This window comes from Candidatus Thermoplasmatota archaeon (assembly GCA_035541015.1).
GTDB lineage: Archaea > Thermoplasmatota > SW-10-69-26 > JACQPN01 > JAIVGT01 > DATLFM01.
Genome location: DATLFM010000057.1, coordinates 1 through 16,352, shown reverse-complemented (window position 1 = coordinate 16,352; position 16,352 = coordinate 1). Strand labels below are relative to the sequence as shown.

Sequence of the window (16,352 nt, the reverse complement as noted above, 5' to 3'; positions counted from 1 at the left end):
AAGAGCCGCACTGGCGACCGCGAGACCCAAGGCGCCCAAGCGAGGACCCGCACGGGCCACCACCCCGCCGGCGAACTGGGCCAGCCCGGCCTCACCGACACGCTGCCCGAGCCCCTGCGCCCGCCCGAGAACACGGGCGAGGCAAAGGACCCGTCGAAATCCAGCGACAAGCAGGACTGGGAGAAGCCCAAGCGCGTCCAGTGACCATGCCGCGCGAAACCCGAAAGCCCCGCACCGGACCGGCGGGCAGACGAGCGCCCGAGCCGCGCTTCGACGAGCGCGCGCCCGACGTCAAAGCGCGCATGGGACGCATGCCCGGGCGCGCCGGAAAGCCGCGCGTCAAGCGCAAGCCCGGCATGCGCTCCGCCTTCCGCGAGGACCGCGGCGGCCAGGGCGAACACGGCCGAAAGAAGACGAAGCAGGACTTCGGCAAGGCGTTTGGGGGCGGGACGACCCGACGAGGGAGCGTCGCGGGGAAGAGCTAGACCCCGGGATTTCGCGTGGACTCGCTTCGCTTGCCCACTTGAAATCCGGTCTCGCAACGTCATGGACCCTCGCTGCGCGAGGGTCCAGAAAGTGGGCGAGCCCGGATTCGAACCGGGGACCTCCCGGTCTCCGAGGGAGACCGGAGCTTTTGAGCTTGACTCCGAGACCCGTTATCAGCCGGGTGCTCTAGCCTGTCTAAGCTACTCGCCCGATGGCCCGAAACGTCGCTGGTCGGGGCAAGGGCGGAAAGTGGTTTCGGTATTTAGGCGTTGGGGGGTGGCGCGGGGGAGCGCGTAGTTTTTCCGCGGGCGCGCGCTTGCAGCGTTGCCGCCGGGGTCGCCTAGTCTGGTCAAAGGCGAGAGACTCAAGATCTCTTCCCGAAGGGGTTCGCAGGTTCGAATCCTGCTCCCGGCATACCGGCCCCGCCGCGCTTTGGCGGGGCCGCTTGGGCGGCAGGATTCGAACCGAAGGTTCGGCGAGGGCTTGGCCGCAGGCCAAGTCCGAGCGAGGAGGACGGAGACGCGAAGCGGCGAAGTCCTCCGAAAATCCTGCTCCCGGCATACCGGGCCCGCCGCGCTTTGGCGGGGCCGCTTGGTCGCGCACGCCCAAATGTATACACACGTATACAAACGTATACATCCCCCCGCGCGCCCGCCGTTTCCACCGCCGCTTGCCCCAACAACGACACGACTTGGAGCCAGCATCGGCGTTCCCATGCCCGTCCCCGCCGAACGCTACCTCTGCGTCTTCCGCATCCCGCGAAGCTTCACGGTCGAGACGTTCCGCGAGTCCATGGTGAGCGTGGCGACCGAAGCGCACCGTCGCGGCGCGCGGGCGCTCGAGACCTTCTACAGCATCGACGGCGGGCGCGCGTACACGCTCTTTGAGGCGGACGGGCCGGGGACCGTGCAGGAGGTCTGCGCCGCGGCGGGCTTCTCGGCCGAGGTCGTGCCCGGCGACCGGCTGCACACGGAGCTTCTCGACGAGCCGCGGCGCACGCGGTAGCACGTTCGCGCGGTTGCGTCGCTCGCCAGTCCTTAAATGCCCTCGCCGCGTTGGCGGCGCGCCATGGCGCCCATCATCGTGACCCGCGGGCTTCGCAAGGAGTACAAGACGAAGTCGGGCACGGTGGTCGCCGTCGAGGGCATCGATCTCGACGTCGAGGCTGGCGAGGTGTTCGGCCTTTTGGGCCCAAACGGGGCGGGCAAGACGACGACGATCCAGATGCTCGCGACGATCGTGCGCCCAAGCGCGGGCTCGGCGAGCGTGGCCGGGCACGACATCCGGACGGCGCCGGCGAGGGTGCGCCAGGCGTGCGGCATCGTCTTCCAGGAGCCGACGCTCGATTCGATCCTCACGGCGCGCGAGAACCTGCAGCTGCACGCGCGCCTGTACGGCGTTCCGCCGCGCGTGTTCGAGGAGCGGATCGAGGAGCTCCTCGGGGTGGTCGAGCTTTCGGCGCGCGCGGACGATCTCGTGAAGACGTTCTCGGGCGGCATGAAGCGGCGTCTCGAGATCGCGCGCGGCATCCTCCACCACCCCAAGGTGCTCTTCCTCGACGAGCCCACGCTTGGGCTCGATCCGCAGAGCCGCCAGCGGGTGTGGGAGTACATCCGCGCCATGCGGGAGCGCGAGGGCACGACGATCATCCTCACGACGCACTACATGGAGGAGGCCGACGCGCTGTGCGACCGCATCGGCATCATCGACCGCGGGCGCGTGGCCGCGCTCGACGCGCCGCGCCGGCTGAAGGCGGCGCTTGGCGGCGACATCGTGCGGCTCTCGATGGGCGGGCGCGTCGAGGGCTTCGAGACGCTTCCGTTCGTGAAGAAGGTGGAGTGGCAGGACGGGACGGCGCTTCTTACGGTGGAGCGCGCAAGCGAGCATCTGGCCGAAATTCTCGCGCACGCGCGCGGCGTGAAGAGCGTGGAGGTGCGCGTGCCCACGCTTGAGGACGTGTTCCTCACGCACACGGGTCGCGACCTTCGCGAGGAGACGCCCGACGACGCGGAGGCCGCGGCGATGGCGTCGCTTACGAACCAGGGGCGGTGAGGCGCTGTGACGACCTTCCTCCAGGGCGTCTTCGCCGTGTGGCGCCGCGAGCTTCTCGTGTTTCGCCGGGAGAGCAGCCGCGTCGTGTCGAGCCTCGTGACGCCGTTCATGTGGCTGTTCCTGGTGGGCGGCGGGATCGGAAGCGCCATCGACGAGGCGGCGCTCTTTCGCGGCTTGAACGCCGTTCCGGCGGGCCTCACGTACCAGCAGTTCATCTTCCCGGGCATCATCGGCATGAGCGTGCTCTTTGGCACGGTCTTCTACGGGCTGTACATCATCCAGGACCGCAAGTTCGACGTGCTGAAGGAGGTGCTCGTGAGCCCCGCGCCGCGCGTGTCGATCTTCGTGGGGAAGGTCGTGGGCGGGTGCACGGACGCCTTCGTGCAGGCGGTGCTCGTTCTCCTCATCGGCCTTGCGATCGGCTTCAGCTTCGCCGGGCCCGCGGGCGTTCTCTTGGCCATGGGCTTTGTGGTGCTCATCGGGGTGGCGTTTGTGAGCGTGGGCCTCACGCTTGGGAGCTTCTTCGAAAGCTTCGAGGGTTTCCAGGTCGTCATCAGCTTCCTCCTGTTTCCGGCGTTTTTCCTCTCGGGCGCGCTGTACCCGTTGGGCCCCGACCTTCCCGGTTGGTTGCACGCCGTCGCCGTCGTGAACCCGCTCACGTACGGCGTGGACGGCTTGCGAGGCGCTCTCATCGGCGCAAGCCGGTTCCCGCTGTGGCTGGACGCGCTTGTCATGGGCGCCTTCGGGATCGCGATGCTGGCGGTGGGCAGCCGGGCCTTCGCGCGCATGAAATAGGACGTCGCGAAGCTCGCGGCCGCCGGCCACAACAAAGCACATGAAGGCCCTTGCCGCTTGGTCGCCCATGCGGGCGTGGGCGATCCTGGGGACGATGCTGCTGGCTTCCGGCGCGGCGGCCGCGGCGTCGGTTGCGATCGAGCCGCTTGCGCCGGAGTCCGAGCCCATCGGCCCGGTCTGGCCCTACCACACGTGGGAGACGCTCACGCTGCGGCTTCAGGAGCTCGTGGCGGCGCACCCGGACATCGCGCGCCTCCACTCGGCCGGCAAGAGCGTCCTTGGGTTTGACCTGTGGGTTGTCGAGATCGCCGACTTCCTCAACGCGGACAAGCGTCCGCTCGAAGGCCGCGAGGTCGTGTGGCTCGACGGCGGCACGCACGCCAACGAGCAGCTGGGCATGATGCTTGCCTACCTCTGGGTCGAGCATCTCCTCACGCAGTATGGCTCCGATCCGACGGCCACCTGGATCGTCGAGAACCGTCACACCTACATCCTGCCCATGGTGAACCCCGATGGCAACCACATGGACAGCCGGTGGAACGCCCACGGCGTCAACATCAACCGCAACTACCCCGTCGGCTGGGGCCAGGTGAACGAGCGCGTCGTCGGCAACTACCCGGGCCCTTACGCCATGAGCGAGCCCGAGACGCGCGCGGTCGTGGACTGGCTGCACAAGGTCAAGCCGGACTACTTCAACAGCTTCCACACCGGCGTGGACATGATGCTCTACCCGGTCGGCTACGCCGAGATCCCGGCCAAGGACGACGCGATCTTCGCGCGCATCTGCCAGGAGCTGGGCGAGACGGACCCCTCCTTCTGCGGCCCGGTCTACTCGACGATCTACCCGGCAAGCGGCATCGCCGTGGACACCGCCTACTTCGACGTGGGCGCCGTCGCGTGGACGTACGAGGTGAGCCGCGAGGCCTTCGCCTACTGGAGCCTGGAAGATCCCCGCATCCGCATGGACCGCTACTGGCGCGGCGTCGAGCACGCGTTTCTCAACGTGCACAAGTACGGCGCGCACCTCTCGCTCGTCGGGCTCTCGCTGCTCGACGGCGAGGCGTCGGCCGTCGTGCAGGCCGTCGTCGAGAACGACGGCTACGCCGACCTCGCGTGGGCGGACGTCACCGTCTACCTGCCCGGTGGAGAGGCCACGAAGACCTCGATCATGGGCCTTCCAAGCGGCGAGCGCGCCACGCTGCGTTTTGCCGTCCCGCGCACGACCGCGGCCCACGCGGGCGAGCTTGCCTTGGGCTTCGAGTACGTGAAGCGCTTGCAGGGCGAACCGCTGCGGAGCGCCTACGAGGTGTTCGCCGTGGAGGTCGTGGAGGGCAGGCTGCAGATCGTGGAAACGGCAGGCGTGCCGATCCTCGACGAGTTGGCGTTCTCGGAAGCGCCCGTGGACCTGCCATCCCCGGCGGGAGTCGCGGCCCTTGCCGTGCTCGGGCTGTCGGCCATGGCGATCCGCCGACGATCCGCGTAGGCGCGCGCCGGCAGGACGCGCTTGTCACGTGACGCTTCAACGATCGGGCGCCAAGGCTTATGGCCGAAGCGGTCGGCTTGGCCCACCATGACCGGCTTGCGTCGTTGGCTTGCCCTTGCGGTCTTGTCGGTCGTCGCCGCCGCCTTGCCCCTTGCCCTCCTTCTTCCGGGCGAGGATCGGCTTGAGCCCGCCGCCGTGGACCCGGGCGCGAGGAGTGCGCCGGAGGAGGCGGCGAGCGCCTTCGAGCCGCTGCGGGACGTCTTGCTGCAGGGGCGCTTCGTGATGGCCGCGGGTCTGGAGGTTCCGACGCAACGCTACGAGTTCGCGGTGGAACGCGAGTACGGCATGCTGCGGTTTGACCTCGCGGGCGCTCAGGGCGCCGGTTGGGTCGCTGCGTTGCGGAATTTCCGTCTGCTCGATCCCGAAGGTCGCGAGGTGGTCTCCGCCAAGGGCCGGGACTACGAATACGCATTCCCCTCCGCGCTGGGCGACCGTCCCTTCACGCTTGCCACGCACGCACGCCCGATCGTCGGGACCTACCGCATGGTCTTCGAGGGCGTCTCGTCGCCGTTTGACTTCACCGTCCTTGGCCTCACGGACGTGGCCGCCGACTTCCTCCTCTCCGACGTGCTTGGCAAGGGGCAAGTCCGGCTTTGGGACCTTCGCGGCAAGGTCGTGCTCGTGGAGACCTTCCACGAGTGGTGCGAGCCCTGCCGCGAGGAAGTGCACTCGCTTGCGCCCCTCTACGACGAGTTTCCGCGCGAAGCGTTCGAGATTCTCCTCGTCGACCTTGCGCAGGCCCCCGAAGGCGACCTTCGTTCGCTTGCCACGCGCTACGGCTGGACCTTCTGGGTCGGGGGCGACGACGGCACCGTGAAGCCGAACTACGGCGGAAGCAAGCTCACGTCCTTCACGATCGTGGACCAAGACGGGCTCCTTGCGTGGAGGCACGACGGGTTTGCAGTCGACCCCGAAACGGTCCGAGGCGTCGTTGCGGGGCTGCTGGCGAACGAGTAGGCGTTTCTCCGCAGAAACCTTCAAATAGGGTATCTTCCTTCGGGAGCCTTACCCCGGCCCCGCCGAAAGGCGAGGGCTCCCAACCCGCCTGGCGGGTTGCACGGCGCTTTGTCGCGGGAGGAATCGCAATGGCCGACAAGAACGAGAAGGCGGAAAAGCCGGAGAAGCCCGAAGGCAAGCCTGCAAAGCCCGACGGCAAGGAAGGGAAGGACGGAAAGAAGGGCAAGGAGGGCGGCGACAAGAAGCCCCCCGTGTCCGCGAAGACCGAGAAACCGGACTTCAAGTACATCGTCCGCATCGCCAACACCGACCTGAACGGCCAGCACCGCATCGAAGTCGCCCTTTCGCACATCCGCGGCGTCGGCCCCCGCACGGCGGGCATCGTGGCCGACCGCGTGGGCGTTGCCCGCAACGAGAAGATCGGGAACTTGAGCGACGAGCAGGTGACGGTCCTTGAGACCACGGTCGGCTCGCTCGCGACGCTGCTTCCCCCGTGGCTTGCCAACCGTCGCAGCGACTACGAGACCGGCGAGAACCTGCATTTGAACGGCACGGACCTCGACACGAGGCTCCGCGACGACCTCAACCGCTTGAAGAAGATCCGCAGCTACAAGGGCGTGCGGCACGAGACGGGCCAGAAGGTCCGAGGCCAACGCTCGCGCAGCAACGGCCGCACGGGCCTCACCATGGGCGTCCAGCGCAAGGCCATCTTGCAAGCCGCCGCCGGCAAGAAGGAGGAGGGCGCGAAGGAGGAGGCGAAGCCAGCGGCCGCGAAGCCCGCGGCCGGAGCGGCCAAGCCGGCCGCAGCCGGAGCCGCCAAGCCTGCCGCAGGCGGCGCAAAGCCCGCGGAGAAGAAGTGAGGTGAACCCATGGGCGACCCCAAGTTTTCCCGGCGCAAGTTCGAGAAGCCCAACCACCCGTGGGAGGCCGAGCGCATCAAGGAGGAGAACGAGATCGTCAAGAAGTACGGTCTCAAGAACAAGCGCGAGGTCTGGAAGGCGGCCTCGCAGCTTCGCACCTTCCGCGGCCAGGCGCGCATGCTCCTGGGCCGCAAGTTCACCGGCAACCCGCAGGTCGCGCGCGAGGAGCGGGAGCTCCTCTCCCGCCTGCACCGCCTGGGCATGGTGGGCGAGCAGGCGCAGCTCGACGACGTGCTCGCGCTCAACCTCGAGACCGTGCTCACGCGCCGGCTCGAGACGATCGTGTACCTGAGGGGCCTTGCCTCCACGCCAAACCAGGCGCGCCAGCTCATCGGCCACGGACACATCGCCGTGAACGGCCGCATCCTGCGCGTGCCCGGCTACATCGTGCCGCGCGGCGAGGAACCCCTCGTCTCGTACGCGCCAAGCTCGCCGCTCACGAGCGAGGCCCACCCGGTCCGGCCCAAGCCGCGGCCCGTCGCTGCGCCTCCGTCCGAGGCCCCGCGCGAGGAGCGGCCCGCCGGCCGCGGACGGCCCGAGCGCCCGCGTCGAGCCCAACCCGAAGGCGGAAGCACCCCCGACGCGCCCGCGCCTGAGCCTGCGCCGTCGCCTGAGTCCCCGTCCGAGACCCCGGAGGGTCCGCAATGACGCCCGACGAGACGACACCGCCCGCGCCCGCGACGCCCGCGGCCGAAGGCGAGGCTCCCGTGACCGCCGCGCCGGCTGCGCCAGCGCCCGGCGGCAAGTGGGGCATCGCGCACATCTTCGCGAGCTACAACAACATCCTCATCACCGTCACGGACGTGACGGGCGCCGAGACGATCGCCAAGTGCACGGGCGGCATGGTCGTGAAGGCGGCCAAGGACGAGGGCGGCCCGTACGCTGCGATGAAGGCCGCCGAGCGCGTGGCGGAGGCCGCGCGCGAGAAGGGCATCGACAGCCTGCACATCAAGGTCCGCGCGCCCGGCGGCCACCGCCAGAAGAGCCCCGGGCCCGGCGCGCAAGCGGCGATCCGGGCCTTGGCGCGCGCCGGCGTGCGCATCGGCCGCATCGAGGACGTGACCCCGGTTCCCCACGACGGCACGCGCAAGAAGGGCGGCCGCCGCGGACGACGGGTGTGAGATCCATGGTCTTGCTGCAGATGCGGAGCGCTACGGAGACGAGCCTCACGATGGTCGTCGAGGGCGTCGACGCCGCGTTCATGAACGCGCTGCGCCGCACGCTCCTCTCGGACGTGCCCAAGCTTGCCATCGACGAGGTCACGGTCTACGACAACACGTCGGCCCTCTTCGACGAGACGCTTGGCCACCGCCTGGGCCTCCTGCCCATCCCGACCGACCTTGCGATCCTGAACTTCCGCGAGTCGTGCACGTGCAAGGGCGAAGGCTGCCCGAGCTGCACGGTGCTCTACACGCTGAGCAAGGAGGGTCCCTGCACGGTGTACTCGGGCGATCTCTCGCCCACGGACCGCAAGTGGGCCGTGCGCGACGACCGCATTCCGCTCGTGAAGCTCCTTCCGGGGCAGCGCGTCATGCTCGAGGCCACGGCCGTGCTGGGAACCGCCCAAACGCACGCCAAGTGGCAGGTCGCAAGCGCGGTGGGCTACCGCAACTACCCAGAGATCGAGCTTCTCTCGCCCGAGTGTCCCGAGGGAGGCGCGTGCGCGCGCCTGGCGCCGCACGTGTTCGGCTACGAGAACGAAAAGGTCGTCCTCAAGAACGCCGAGGCGTACAAGTTCGCCCCCGACACGCTCGACGCCTGCAAGGACCACCTGCGCGTGAAGCTGCGCGACGACAAGTGGCTCCTGCTCGTGGAGACCGACGGCAGCCTTTCGGCCCGGGAGGCCATCGTGCGCGCCGTGGGTCTTCTCAAGGAGAAGCTCAAGGCGACGGAGACGGCCGCACCCGATCTTGCCGCCGCCCCCGCCGCCGCGAAGTAGGATTCAAGCGCGGAAGGGGCGTTGCCGCCCCCATGGGCGGAACCGTCCACGCCAACGTCCACGCCGGCGTCGCCACCCTCACGCTCGACAGCGCCGGCCGGCTCAACGCGTTTGACGTCCCGATGGTCTCGAAGCTGCGCGAGCGCCTGGAATCGGCCGCGGCCGATCCCGCGGCGCGGTGCGTCGTCCTCGCGGGCAGGGGGAACGCCTTTTGCGCGGGCGCCGACCTCTCGTCGCTCCCCGACGCGTCGGCCGGTCCCGCGGCCTTCGCCGACCTCACGCTCCACTTCCACGCGGCGATCGAGGCGATCGTGCGCATGCAGAAACCCGTCCTTGCCGCCGTGAACGGCGTGGCGGCCGGCGGGGGCTTCTCGCTCGCGCTCGCCTGCGACCTTCGCATCGGCTCGGAAACGGCGCGCCTCAAGGCCGGATACCTCACGCTTGGCGTCGTGCCCGACGGCGGCGCGACGTGGACGCTGCCGCGCCTGGCCGGCCCGCGCGCGGCCTCGATCCTCCTCCTCGATGAGGCGCTCGACGCCCGCGCGGCGCTTTCGGCGGGCCTCCTCGACCGGGTGGTGCCCGTCGAGGCCTTCACGAAGGAGGTGGAATCTTTGGCGGCGCGCCTTGCCGCGGGACCGCGGCACGCGCTGGGCCAGACCAAGCGGCTTCTTCGCGAGGGAGCCGCCGCGGCGTTCGAAGAGCAGCTTTCGCGCGAGCGCGCCGCCATCGTCGCCGCGGGCCGCACGGCCGAGTTCGCCGAGGGTTTGGCCGCGTTCCGAGAGAAGCGGCCACCCGGATTCGGGAGCCCTTGACGATGGAGATCGTCCACCTCGGCACGGGCGCCGGAGGCGTCCCGCGCGCCGGCGACGCGGCAAGCGGGCATCTCCTGCGCGCCGGGGACGTCCGACTTCTCCTGGACTGCGGCAACGGCGTGCTGGGGAGGCTTGCGAGCGAGACGGCGCTCGAAGCGGTCGACGCGGTCCTCCTCTCGCACGCCCACGTCGATCATCTGGGCGACCTCTACCCGCTGCTCCTCCAGCGCAGGCGTTTTGAGCGCCCGCTTCGAGTGCTTGCTCCATCGGGAACCCGCGAGAAGCTCGAGGCGTGGATCCGCGTCTTCAGCAAGAATCCCGAACTCTACCTGGGCATGCTCGCGTGCCAGGAGGTCGAGCCGGGCACGACCGTGCCATTGGGCGCGGCCAGGGCGCGCGCGTTTTCGGTCGAGCATGGGGTGCCCGCGCTCGGATGGCGCGTGGAATCCGAGGGGCGCGTCGTGGCGTACACGGGCGACACGCGCGCCGGTCCCCACCTGGATGGGCTTGCTCGCGAGGCGGACCTCCTCGTGGCGGAGGCCACGCTGCAAGAGGCGCATCCCGACCCAGGCTTTCGCGAGCGCCAGCTTGCGGTCCACATGAGCGCGCGCCAAGCCGGCGAGGCGGCCTTTCGGGCGGGGGCGCGAGCGCTCGCGCTCACGCATGTCCTTTACTACCAGGACCTTTCGCTGAGCGAGAAGGAAGCGGCGTCCGCTTTCTCGGGACCCGTGTACGCGGCCAAGCCCGGGACGCGGCGCTTCGTGGGCTAGCGAGCCCCCCGGCGAGCCAAGGACCCTCCAAGGCCGTGCCGGGCCCGCATGAGCGCGGGAATCGCAAGGACCGTGAGGGCCGTCGCCGCCCCTGGCGCGGGAATCGGTCGCTCGCCGCCCAAGCGGACCTCGGCGCTCGTGGAAAACGCTCGCGTCGCGTTCGTCGGCTCGGCATCGCCCGCGTACTCGCCCGTGAGATGGAAGGTCGCGTTGCCGGGGTCGGCTAGCAGGCCGCGGCGAATCTCCACGCGCACGACGGCCGCCGTGACCGGCTCGCCGCCTCCGACCGGCGCGTCGAGGACGATGGGCGCGTCGGGGAGCGTGAACTCGTAGCCCTCGGGCCACGATTCCAATGTCAACGAGAAGCGCGTCCGCGCGTTGCCGTAGTTCGTGACAACGGCCGAAACGCTCGCGCTGCCGCCCGCCGGGAGGGAAACGCCTTCCGGCGGCAGGGCAAGATCGGCCGCCGGCCGAAACGCCGCGCGCGCGGCAAAGGTGGCCTCGCCCGAGGAGTTGCCAAGGCCACCGTTGCGCTCGGCTTCCGCGCGGACCCGCAAGCTCGCCGGGACGAAGGCAGTCGCCTGCGCGGTCGCCGCCACGAACGCCTCCGCCTCGAGGGTCTCCGTGATCGTCGCCGATCCTCCGGCGGGCGCGTTCTGGACCCGCGCGAAAAGGGTCGAGGGAGAAACTGTCGCCACGAACGTCGAGTCCGGCGTGTCGAGCTCCAGCCGGATGCGCGTGGCCGACAACGCGCCGTTGGGCACGGGGTAGGTGTATTGCACGACCACGCGAACGATGGCGTGGCCGGTGAGGGGCTCGATCGTGACGTCGGCTGGGTCCACCGTCACGACGGTCGTCGTCCGGCACACGGGTGCGTCGCCGGGACAATCCGCGCCCGGCCCCTGGGCGGCGGCCCAACCGGGCAGGAGAAGCAGCGCCAAGCATGCCGCGACGTGCCCCCGCATGCCCGCCACAGTCCCCGGTCCGCCGATAAGCGTTTTGGATGGAACGTTAACGGGGCCCGCCGAAAACTCGATCCGCGTTTGTCTCCACCATCTTGCGCTTGATCTCCTCCGAGAGGGGAAGCGCAAGAATCTCGCGAAGATTCTGGCCCATCGACCGCACGCCGGGGCCCGGCCAGTCGCTGCCGAACAGGACCTGGTCGCCGATCTCATCGAGACGGGGGAAATACGAGAGGAGCGAGCGCGGCGGGATGCTCGAGACGTCGAGCAGGACGTTCCGGTGGCGCCGCAGCAGGAAGAACGCCGTTTCCATGTACAGGGGGCGGCCGCCGTGGGCAAGGAGGATCGTGAGGCGCGGGAAGTCGACGGCCACGTCGTCGATGGGCATGGGGTCGGCGAAGCGGTTGCGCGCGCCCGGGAAGACGGACGTGCCCGTGTGGATCATCACGGGAAGGCCCGCCTCCTGCGCGACCTCGTACACCTCGCGCAGCGCCTGCCCGTGCTCGGCGCGCCGCTCGGGAAGATAGTCGTTGGCGGCAAGGACCATGTGCGGCGGGTGGACCTTGAAGCCGCGGATCCCAAGCTCGACGCACCGGCGCGCCTCCTTGCGCGACTCGCGCGCGAGGCGGGGATGGACGCCTCCGAACGGAACGATGCGCTGCGGGTCCGCCTTGGCGTAGCCGGCGACGAAGTCGTTCACCTTCTCCGTGAAACCCATGAGATCGGGCGAGGGGTAGTTCACAAGGGCCGAGCGCCAGACACCCTCCCGGTCCATGTGCGCGAGGAACTTCCGCGGGTCGGCGACAAGCTCGCGCACGTAAGGAATGTCCGAGCGGCCCGCCTCGTAGCGACGGGCGACGTCGGGAAGGAGCATGTCGAGAGGTTGGATGTGGACGTGGCAGTCGGTGACGCGCAACAAACGGCGCACGCGCTCGCCCGTCAAAGAACCTTCGTCGCGCGCCGGCCCGCCCCGTCCTACCGTGCGGAGGGGCCCGGGGGTTCGCGCCGCATGGACCACATGCGCGGGCCGCCGCCGACGTTGGCAACCTCGTCCACAACGCGGAAGCCGAACCGCTCGTACAATGGGACGTTGCGCGGCTGGAACGTCTCGAGATAGCAGGGCAATCCGCGCGCGTTCAGGTCCGAGAGCCCGACGGACAGAAGCGCGCTTCCGAGACCCTTCCCCTGCCGGTGGGGCTCGACGCCCATGGCCCACAAGTACGCGTGCGCGCCGTCCGCGTGGCGCCCGTGCACGCGATCCATGCCGTCCATGACGCGCATCGCGCGGACGAACGGCCCCCCGCCGAGCCGGAAGGGCCACGCAGCCATCCCCAGTCGAAGCATGGCCGACAAAGGCACGGGCACGCCCGTCGGGTCGACCCAAACGGCGATCGCGCCCCCGTCGGCTGCCGCCTGCACGCGGCCGCGCCGCATGCCGTAGCGCACGACGGGCCGGAACAGGTGCGGCAGCGCTTTGGCCCGGGCGGCCGGGTCGGGGAGAAGGTGGAGCATCACGGGGTCCTCTTGGAACGCCCGCGCCAGCACGCGGGCGGCCGCCATCGCGCGCGGCTCGTCCAACGTGACCAATGGAAGGCCGCTTGCCGGGAGGACCGTCGACGCGCTCATGCAACAGGCATGGTCGCCCCGTCCCATCGAGGTGCAGGCGGAGGGACCCCCGCAAAACGTCAGAGGCCCTGGCGCCCCTGTCCGGGCGGTGGGCGGGCGATCCCGCGATTTGACACGCCCGACCGTCGCGTTCCACCGGAAGCAACCCCGCGAGGTGCCCAAAACGACATTACCCCGAAGCGGGCATCCGTCCGCGATGACGGTCCACGACGTCGCGATCATCGGCTCGGGCCCCGCCGGCCTCACGGCGGCCATCTACGCGGCCCGCGCCAACCTGCAGCCGCTGCTCCTCGGCGGCATCGAGTTCGGCGGCCAACTCATGATCACGACCGACGTCGAGAACTATCCCGGCTTTCCCGAAGGAATCCTCGGCCCCCAGCTCATGGACCTCTGGCGCAAGCAGGCCGAGCGCTTCGGCACGCGGGTCGTCGAGAAGAACGTCACGAAGGTCGATTTCAAGACGCACCCCTTCAAGCTGTGGTGCGACGAAGAACAGTTCCAGGCGCGCTCCGTCATCGTCGCCACGGGCGCTTCCGCCAAGTGGCTCGGGCTTCCCAACGAGACGCGCCTGCGAGGCCACGGCGTCTCCGCCTGCGCGACCTGCGACGGGTTCTTCTTCAAGGAAAAGGAAGTCGTCGTCGTGGGCGGGGGCGACACGGCCATGGAGGAGGCGAACTTCCTCACGCGCTTTGCAAGCCGCGTGACGGTCGTCCACCGTCGCGACACGCTGCGCGCAAGCAAGATCATGCAGGAGCGCGCGCTCAAGAACCCGAAGATCCAGTTCGTGTGGGACTCGGAGGTCGTCGACGTCCTTGGGCAAAAGGGCGTGGAAGGCGTCGCGCTCAGGAACCTCAAGACCGGCGCAACCCGAACGTTCCCCTGTCAGGGCTTTTTCCTTGCCATCGGGCACAAGCCCAACACGGACGTCTTCCGCGGACAGCTCGACCTCGACGACAAGGGGTACATGGTCGTCCGGAACCACACGCGGACGAGCGTCGAGGGCGTGTTCGCCGCCGGTGACGTGAGCGACACGCGTTACCGCCAGGCCGTGACCGCCGCCGGCGCCGGGTGCATGGCCGCCATGGACGCCGAGAAGTGGCTCGAGGAGAAGGGCGGGCACTAGCATGGCACCCGGCGAGAAGGTCACCGTTCGCACTCCCAACGCTCCCGGCTACACCGGCCGCGTCGACAAGGCAAAGTACGAGGCGATGAGGAAGATCGTGCTGCGCGTGGTTCCCAAGGCTGCGCCCGGCATCACCCAAGCAGAAATGTTCGACCGCATCGCGCCGCACGCCAGGCGAACGAAGCTGTTCCCGGGAACCACATACGCGTGGTGGGGGAAGAACGTGCAGCTCGACCTCGAAGCGCGAAAGGTCTGCAGCGCGATCCCAAGGCCAAGCCTCTGCGCTGGCGGCGCGTGCGCTAGGGCAACCTTTAACTCGCGCGGACGTTTCCCAACGATCGCATGGGCGAGCCCAAGCTTGCGGAGAAAAGCTGGTCCGTCGAGCTCGAGCAGAAGGCCTTCGAGCGGCACCGCCGGCGCGCCTACGAGCCCACGTTCGAGAGCGCCCGCCGCGAGACCGGCCCGCTCTTTGTGATCGACACCCCGCCCCCCTACCCGTCGGGCCGTTGGCACATCGGAGCCGTCGCCCACTACGCGCTCATCGACGTCATCGCGCGTTCCCGCCGGATGATGGGCGAACGGGTGCTGTTCCCCTGGGGGCTCGATCGCAACGGCATCAACATCGAGCTTGTCGTGGAGAAGAAGTACAAGAAGCGCATGCGCGAGTGGCCGCGGGCCGAGTTCCTCGACCTTTGCCGCAAGGAGATCGAGGAGAACTCGCGGTCGCTTGCCGCAATCGCCCAACGCATCGGAATGAGTTGCGACTTCGGCGGCGCCTACGCCACGGACTCCCCCGAATATCGGGCGGCAAGCCAGCGCGCGTTCATCGAGCTCTGGCGCAAGGGCGCCATCCTGGAGGACCTTCGGCCCAACAACTACTGCCCCGACTGCGGCACCACGATCGCCGACGCCGAGGTCCTCCGCGAGGACGCGCAAAGCCGCCTCGTGCACGTCCGATGGGACCACGACGCCCCTCTTCCCGGAGACGGCCTTGTCATCGCGACCACGCGCCCGGAGCTCATCGCGGCCTGCCAGCTCCTCCTCGTGCATCCGGACGACGAGCGGTACGCCGCGCTCGTCCGCGCAGGGGCGACGGCCACGCTTCCGGTGTACGGTCGCAAGGTTCCCATCAAGGCCGACCCGTCGGTCGAGACGGGCTTTGGCACGGGCGCGATGATGATCTGCAGCTACGGCGACTTCGCGGACGTGGCCAACTTCCGGAAGTTCGGCCTTGCGCCCGTGGACGCCATTGGTCCCGACGGCAAGATGACCGAGCGCGCAGGTCCGCTCGCGGGCCTTCGCGTCAAGGCGGCGCGCGAGCGCATGCTCGAGCTGCTCCGGTCCGAGGGCCGCATCGTGAAGGAGGAGCCGGTGCAGCAGAAGGTCCCGATCTGCGAGCGCAGTCGGACTCCAATCGAGATCATCAATCTCAAGGAGTGGTACGTGAAGCAGGCAAGCGAGGCGGAATCCCTGCGGGCCATCGCGCAGACGATCCAGTTCCATCCGGCCAAGCATCGGCAGATCCTCCTCGACTGGATCGACACGCTCACGATCGATTGGCCCATCTCGCGGCGGCGCTACTACCATACGGAGATCCCGATCTGGTACTGCGGCTCCTGCCGGACGCCGCACGTTCCCCACGGCGACCGCTACTACCAGCCGTGGAAGGAGCCGGCCCCGCCGGAGATCGCGGAGAAGGGCTGCCGCGCCTGCGGCGCGCGCGGCGCCGGCGCCTTCGTGGGCGAGGAGAAGGTCTTCGACACGTGGATGGACTCGTCGATCAGCAACCTGTACGTCACGCACTGGCACAACGATCCGGACTTCTTCGCCCGCAACTTCCCCACGACGCTTCGCCCCCAGGGGCGGGACATCGTGCGGACGTGGCTCCACTACACGGCCCTCAAGAGCCACCTCCTGTTCGACCGCCCGGCGTTCTCCCACGCGTGGATCACGGGGCTTGGCATGGACGAGCAGGGGCGCAAGATGTCGAAGTCGCTTGGCAACGTCATCGACCCGGACGAGATCCTCTCCCAGCACGGTAGCGACGCTCTGCGCTTCTGGATCGCAAGCGAATGCACGATCGGCGACGACTACCGCATCTCGCGGGACCGCATCCAAGGCGCAAAGAAGTTCCTCTCGAAGCTCTACAACGTGAGCCGCTTCGTGTCGAGCTTCGAGGAGGCGCCGCGGCCCGAACGCCTTGCGCCGTGGGACGCGTGGATCCTCGCGGAGCTCAACCGCACGATCGACGAGGCCCTGGCAGGGTACGCCGCGTACGACTTCTTCCGCGCAGCCAACGGCGTGCGCGGCTTCGTCTGGAACCTCTTTGCCCCGCACTATCTCGAGATGGTGAAGAAGCGGGCCTAC

Annotated in this window: 18 protein-coding genes and 2 tRNA genes; 16 read left to right on the top strand and 4 right to left on the bottom strand. The window is 69.1% G+C overall.

The annotated features are described in order from the left end of the window. The coding region (locus VM681_05370; GenBank protein HVL87421.1) for a hypothetical protein at positions 1-204 on the top strand (204 nt) is incomplete at its 5' end. A 2-nt stretch (positions 205-206) separates the two neighbouring features. Continuing rightward, entirely contained in the window at positions 207-485 is a 279-nt protein-coding gene (locus VM681_05365) for a hypothetical protein (protein HVL87420.1), read from the top strand. Between the two features lie 92 nt (positions 486-577). On the opposite strand, the gene VM681_05360 is transcribed toward VM681_05365, so the two are convergent. Next, positions 578-696 (bottom strand) — tRNA-Ile (locus VM681_05360). A gap of 119 nt (positions 697-815) precedes the next feature. Here VM681_05360 and VM681_05355 point away from each other — a divergent pair. From VM681_05355 to VM681_05300, 12 genes are all read left to right on the top strand, one after another. After that, a tRNA-Leu gene (locus VM681_05355) sits at positions 816-900 on the top strand. Between the two features lie 300 nt (positions 901-1,200). Beyond that, on the top strand, positions 1,201-1,491 hold the full coding sequence (locus VM681_05350; protein ID HVL87419.1) for a hypothetical protein: 291 nt from the start codon (positions 1,201-1,203) through the stop codon (positions 1,489-1,491). A gap of 63 nt (positions 1,492-1,554) precedes the next feature. Further along, positions 1,555-2,538 carry an ATP-binding cassette domain-containing protein gene (locus tag VM681_05345; protein ID HVL87418.1) on the top strand — a complete coding sequence of 328 codons (984 nt, stop codon included), beginning with the start codon at positions 1,555-1,557 and terminating at the stop codon, positions 2,536-2,538. A 6-nt stretch (positions 2,539-2,544) separates the two neighbouring features. Beyond that, positions 2,545-3,333: an ABC transporter permease gene (locus VM681_05340; GenBank protein ID HVL87417.1), complete on the top strand. Its 789-nt coding sequence runs from the start codon at positions 2,545-2,547 to the stop codon at positions 3,331-3,333. Positions 3,334-3,400: 67 nt separating this feature from the next. Next, positions 3,401-4,816 carry a M14 family zinc carboxypeptidase gene (locus VM681_05335; protein ID HVL87416.1) on the top strand — a complete coding sequence of 472 codons (1,416 nt, stop codon included), beginning with the start codon at positions 3,401-3,403 and terminating at the stop codon, positions 4,814-4,816. An 87-nt stretch (positions 4,817-4,903) separates the two neighbouring features. Further along, positions 4,904-5,833: a TlpA disulfide reductase family protein gene (locus VM681_05330; GenBank protein ID HVL87415.1), complete on the top strand. Its 930-nt coding sequence runs from the start codon at positions 4,904-4,906 to the stop codon at positions 5,831-5,833. Between the two features lie 128 nt (positions 5,834-5,961). Beyond that, the gene (locus VM681_05325; protein HVL87414.1) at positions 5,962-6,693 is read left to right on the top strand and encodes a 30S ribosomal protein S13; all 732 of its coding nucleotides are present in this window, start codon (positions 5,962-5,964) and stop codon (positions 6,691-6,693) included. 9 nt (positions 6,694-6,702) lie between these two features. Continuing rightward, complete coding sequence (locus VM681_05320) at positions 6,703-7,401, top strand: 30S ribosomal protein S4 (protein HVL87413.1); 699 nt, start codon at positions 6,703-6,705, stop codon at positions 7,399-7,401. Next, positions 7,398-7,874 carry a 30S ribosomal protein S11 gene (locus VM681_05315; GenBank protein HVL87412.1) on the top strand — a complete coding sequence of 159 codons (477 nt, stop codon included), beginning with the start codon at positions 7,398-7,400 and terminating at the stop codon, positions 7,872-7,874. Before VM681_05320 ends, VM681_05315 begins: the two co-directional genes overlap by 4 nt. Positions 7,875-7,879: 5 nt before the next feature. Continuing rightward, complete coding sequence (locus VM681_05310; protein ID HVL87411.1) at positions 7,880-8,692, top strand: DNA-directed RNA polymerase subunit D; 813 nt, start codon at positions 7,880-7,882, stop codon at positions 8,690-8,692. A gap of 32 nt (positions 8,693-8,724) precedes the next feature. Beyond that, a complete protein-coding gene (locus VM681_05305) occupies positions 8,725-9,504 on the top strand; it encodes an enoyl-CoA hydratase-related protein (protein ID HVL87410.1) in 780 nt (259 codons plus the stop codon). A 2-nt stretch (positions 9,505-9,506) separates the two neighbouring features. Continuing rightward, positions 9,507-10,274, top strand: coding sequence for an MBL fold metallo-hydrolase (locus VM681_05300; GenBank protein ID HVL87409.1), 768 nt, complete (start codon positions 9,507-9,509; stop codon positions 10,272-10,274). Here VM681_05300 and VM681_05295 read toward each other — a convergent pair. The 3 genes from VM681_05295 to VM681_05285 are packed head-to-tail and all read right to left on the bottom strand — an operon-like array spanning position 10,271 to position 12,862. Beyond that, on the bottom strand, positions 10,271-11,239 hold the full coding sequence (locus VM681_05295; GenBank protein HVL87408.1) for a hypothetical protein: 969 nt from the start codon (positions 11,237-11,239) through the stop codon (positions 10,271-10,273). The two genes, VM681_05300 and VM681_05295, sit on opposite strands and share 4 nt — an antisense overlap. Before the next feature lie 46 nt (positions 11,240-11,285). Continuing rightward, positions 11,286-12,152, bottom strand: a complete 867-nt coding sequence (locus VM681_05290; GenBank protein HVL87407.1) for an amidohydrolase family protein — start codon at positions 12,150-12,152, stop codon at positions 11,286-11,288. A gap of 59 nt (positions 12,153-12,211) precedes the next feature. Then, complete coding sequence (locus tag VM681_05285) at positions 12,212-12,862, bottom strand: GNAT family N-acetyltransferase (GenBank protein HVL87406.1); 651 nt, start codon at positions 12,860-12,862, stop codon at positions 12,212-12,214. Positions 12,863-13,058: 196 nt separating this feature from the next. Between VM681_05285 and trxB the strand changes: the two genes are divergently transcribed. After that, positions 13,059-13,985, top strand: a complete 927-nt coding sequence (gene trxB / locus VM681_05280) for a thioredoxin-disulfide reductase (protein ID HVL87405.1) — start codon at positions 13,059-13,061, stop codon at positions 13,983-13,985. Positions 13,986-14,327: 342 nt separating this feature from the next. Continuing rightward, the coding region (locus tag VM681_05275; GenBank protein ID HVL87404.1) for a valine--tRNA ligase at positions 14,328-16,352 on the top strand (2,025 nt) is incomplete at its 3' end.

Excerpts from the sequence above, each read along its gene's own strand:
- VM681_05320 (HVL87413.1), top strand. The coding sequence starts at position 6,703 with ATGGGCGACCCCAAGTTTTCCCGGCGCAAGTTCGAGAAGCCCAACCAC.
- trxB (HVL87405.1), top strand. The coding sequence starts at position 13,059 with ATGACGGTCCACGACGTCGCGATCATCGGCTCGGGCCCCGCCGGCCTC.
- VM681_05295 (HVL87408.1), bottom strand. The coding sequence starts at position 11,239 with ATGCGGGGGCACGTCGCGGCATGCTTGGCGCTGCTTCTCCTGCCCGGT.
- VM681_05365 (HVL87420.1), top strand. The coding sequence starts at position 207 with ATGCCGCGCGAAACCCGAAAGCCCCGCACCGGACCGGCGGGCAGACGA.
- VM681_05350 (HVL87419.1), top strand. The coding sequence starts at position 1,201 with ATGCCCGTCCCCGCCGAACGCTACCTCTGCGTCTTCCGCATCCCGCGA.
- VM681_05315 (HVL87412.1), top strand. The coding sequence starts at position 7,398 with ATGACGCCCGACGAGACGACACCGCCCGCGCCCGCGACGCCCGCGGCC.
- VM681_05335 (HVL87416.1), top strand. The coding sequence starts at position 3,401 with ATGCGGGCGTGGGCGATCCTGGGGACGATGCTGCTGGCTTCCGGCGCG.
- VM681_05300 (HVL87409.1), top strand. The coding sequence starts at position 9,507 with ATGGAGATCGTCCACCTCGGCACGGGCGCCGGAGGCGTCCCGCGCGCC.
- VM681_05330 (HVL87415.1), top strand. The coding sequence starts at position 4,904 with ATGACCGGCTTGCGTCGTTGGCTTGCCCTTGCGGTCTTGTCGGTCGTC.
- VM681_05285 (HVL87406.1), bottom strand. The coding sequence starts at position 12,862 with ATGAGCGCGTCGACGGTCCTCCCGGCAAGCGGCCTTCCATTGGTCACG.
- VM681_05325 (HVL87414.1), top strand. The coding sequence starts at position 5,962 with ATGGCCGACAAGAACGAGAAGGCGGAAAAGCCGGAGAAGCCCGAAGGC.
- VM681_05305 (HVL87410.1), top strand. The coding sequence starts at position 8,725 with ATGGGCGGAACCGTCCACGCCAACGTCCACGCCGGCGTCGCCACCCTC.
- VM681_05345 (HVL87418.1), top strand. The coding sequence starts at position 1,555 with ATGGCGCCCATCATCGTGACCCGCGGGCTTCGCAAGGAGTACAAGACG.
- VM681_05310 (HVL87411.1), top strand. The coding sequence starts at position 7,880 with ATGGTCTTGCTGCAGATGCGGAGCGCTACGGAGACGAGCCTCACGATG.